Source organism: Pseudoalteromonas luteoviolacea CPMOR-1 (assembly GCF_001625685.1).
Taxonomy (GTDB): Bacteria; Pseudomonadota; Gammaproteobacteria; order Enterobacterales; family Alteromonadaceae; genus Pseudoalteromonas; species Pseudoalteromonas luteoviolacea_K.
This window is the reverse complement of record NZ_AUYC01000078.1, coordinates 1-2,255: the sequence shown is the minus strand read 5'-3', so window position 1 is coordinate 2,255 and position 2,255 is coordinate 1. Positions and strand designations below refer to the sequence as shown.

3 protein-coding genes are annotated in these 2,255 nt (G+C 39.8%); all 3 read left to right on the top strand.

Annotated elements, in window-relative coordinates:
* The first annotated feature begins 80 nt into the window (after positions 1–80).
* The 3 genes from N473_RS23125 to N473_RS23115 are packed head-to-tail and all read left to right on the top strand — an operon-like array spanning position 81 to position 2,255.
* Complete coding sequence (locus N473_RS23125) at positions 81–356, top strand: hypothetical protein (protein ID WP_063370006.1); 276 nt, start codon at positions 81–83, stop codon at positions 354–356.
* Positions 353–2,038: a hypothetical protein gene (locus N473_RS26600; protein WP_081221401.1), complete on the top strand. Its 1,686-nt coding sequence runs from the start codon at positions 353–355 to the stop codon at positions 2,036–2,038. Before N473_RS23125 ends, N473_RS26600 begins: the two co-directional genes overlap by 4 nt.
* A complete protein-coding gene (locus N473_RS23115) occupies positions 2,031–2,255 on the top strand; it encodes a hypothetical protein (protein WP_063370005.1) in 225 nt (74 codons plus the stop codon). The genes N473_RS26600 and N473_RS23115 overlap by 8 nt, the downstream gene beginning before the upstream one ends.

Genomic DNA, 2,255 nt, shown 5'->3' with positions numbered 1-2,255 from the left:
TACATTAATGGGCAAAAACACTACGCAGTTGTGACAATTCAAAATGCGGTGGGGTTATACGTGAACTGTGAGGAGTGGTAATGATTATTCACAGTGTCGTAAATGATTTAAATCATCCCATTATTGGCGCAGCTTTGGATTATGAACTAGATGAAAAGGCCGAAAGGTTTGCGCTTTTAGATAGAAATACTTTACGCATAGTAGCGCATAAAAAAGCTAATGGAATTGGCCGCTTGTTTGTCCCTTATCAATACGCTGGCAGTGAAGGTCTTTCGATGATTATATTCGATGATCATGGTCAGTTTAATGCAGAAATTGCAGATCACATAAAAGCGAGTTATGAGAACATGAAATGATAAATATCTCATTTTCCAGAGCTGTAAATAAACAGCATGGCAAAGTCACAGTTCTATTTGAAGCCATAGAGCAGCTTATCGGAATTGAATCTCACACGTCATGGAACAAGCAGTTAAAAGTTAAAAGCGATATTGTTTTAACTCAAAATGAGAGAGCGCAGATTCAACAGCAAACCTCTATTTATTACACGTTAAATTCGAACCATATCGGGTTGGGTATCGATATTTACAGTCCAGTGCTAGACACAATTGAAAAGCACATGACAATAGAATCAAGGGAACTTGATGTTTACGAGAAAACATTAAACTTTAACTATTGTTCATTGCCATCGATGCAGATTGAATTAAATGTTGCGCAAGAGATTTCAAAAGACCAATCGGTGTTCAAACTGGCAACGTGGTCAACCTTTCGAGATATTACTAAAAGTGTTGATTTTGGTTCCTCTAAAGGTGAACTAGGGCAGGTTTACTCGCGCATTTACTACGGCCCTTCAAATGCTGCTTATATTTGCGAATGGCCGTTCATCAAAAAAGGCGTAGTTAAACTAATAATGGGCAGAGAGAAGCATTCTTCTAAGCTTGTGTTTGGAACAACTAAGCAGTGTTTTCTAGGTATCTCTGGGGGGTTGATCAGGTCAGACGATGACATTCCCACTATTGATAGAAAAATCCCAATCGAGCCTCAATTACAGAGTTCATACATTATGCAGCCAACGATTACATGTAAACGACTGTCTGACAATACGGACATCATTATTAGCAGCTTTAGTTACTCTATAAGTCGAGGGCAATTTGCAGCAACCGGCTCAATTAAGTTTTGTTCAAAAATAGACATGGAACGCGCCTTAAATAATGAGTTGTTAGTATCAGTAAACGGCTATCAATTTATTGTGATATGCGAACAGCCGAACACGTCTCTAAAATTTGGTAGCAACAGTTTTAGCGCTTCAATTCGCAGTCGTTTTGCTTTGTTATCATCTCCATATTCTAGGGCAGGTAATTACACTAATAGTGTTAATAAAACTTTCGCTGGATTGCTTTCAGACGCTTTAGTAAATACGGGGTGGATACTAAAAAATAAGATGGTAGATTTTAACGTACCCCCGAATGCGTTTAGCTATCGCGAGTTAACACCAGCAGGGGCCGTTCTTCGTATTGCACAAAGTGTGGGGGCAATTCTTGATTTTGATGATGTAAAAAAAGAGGTGTCTATCATCCCAGAGTGGCCGGTTAATCCTTGGGACACTGAGACTGCAGTTTGTGATGTTATTTTGAATGAGTCACTAATACTCGAGCATTCATGTCGTGAGACCATAAATCAAGAAAATAACGCTGTGTTTGTCAGAGGTGAGCAGCAGGGCGTGGCATGTAAGATAAAGAGGCGTGACACTTTGGGCGATCAATATGCTTCTGATATTGTCGATAGTTTAATAACTGATAACCAAGCTGCAAGGCAGCGCGGAACGTGTGAGCTTGCTCGAAGTGGAAACAAAAAAGAATCAACGATTAGGACCAAGCTACTATCAAATTTGCCGCCGATAAGACCAGGTATGTTAGTGGGTATCCGCTATACGGACTCTTTATACAAAGCCACTTGCGACAGTGTTTCTATAACAGCTTCTACAAATGCTCGAGGCGCCATAACTGTAAATCAAACAATTAATACGGTGAGTAATGTCTAATACATTAAATAGATTGAGCGCTGTACTAAGCAATAAGCAGCGCTCAATAGTTAAAATTGTTCAGGTGAATACTGACGGCACAACTACAGTTGAACACAGCGATAGTTCACAAAGTACTGTTTTAGGTGATTCTGTAGCTAATGGCAGTGCTTATATTGAAGATGGGCGCATTGTTGGAGCCGCGCCCGATCTGCCGTATTCAGAATTAGAGGTTTAA

Excerpts from the sequence above, each read along its gene's own strand:
- N473_RS23125 (WP_063370006.1), top strand. The coding sequence starts at position 81 with ATGATTATTCACAGTGTCGTAAATGATTTAAATCATCCCATTATTGGC.
- N473_RS26600 (WP_081221401.1), top strand. The coding sequence starts at position 353 with ATGATAAATATCTCATTTTCCAGAGCTGTAAATAAACAGCATGGCAAA.
- N473_RS23115 (WP_063370005.1), top strand. The coding sequence starts at position 2,031 with ATGTCTAATACATTAAATAGATTGAGCGCTGTACTAAGCAATAAGCAG.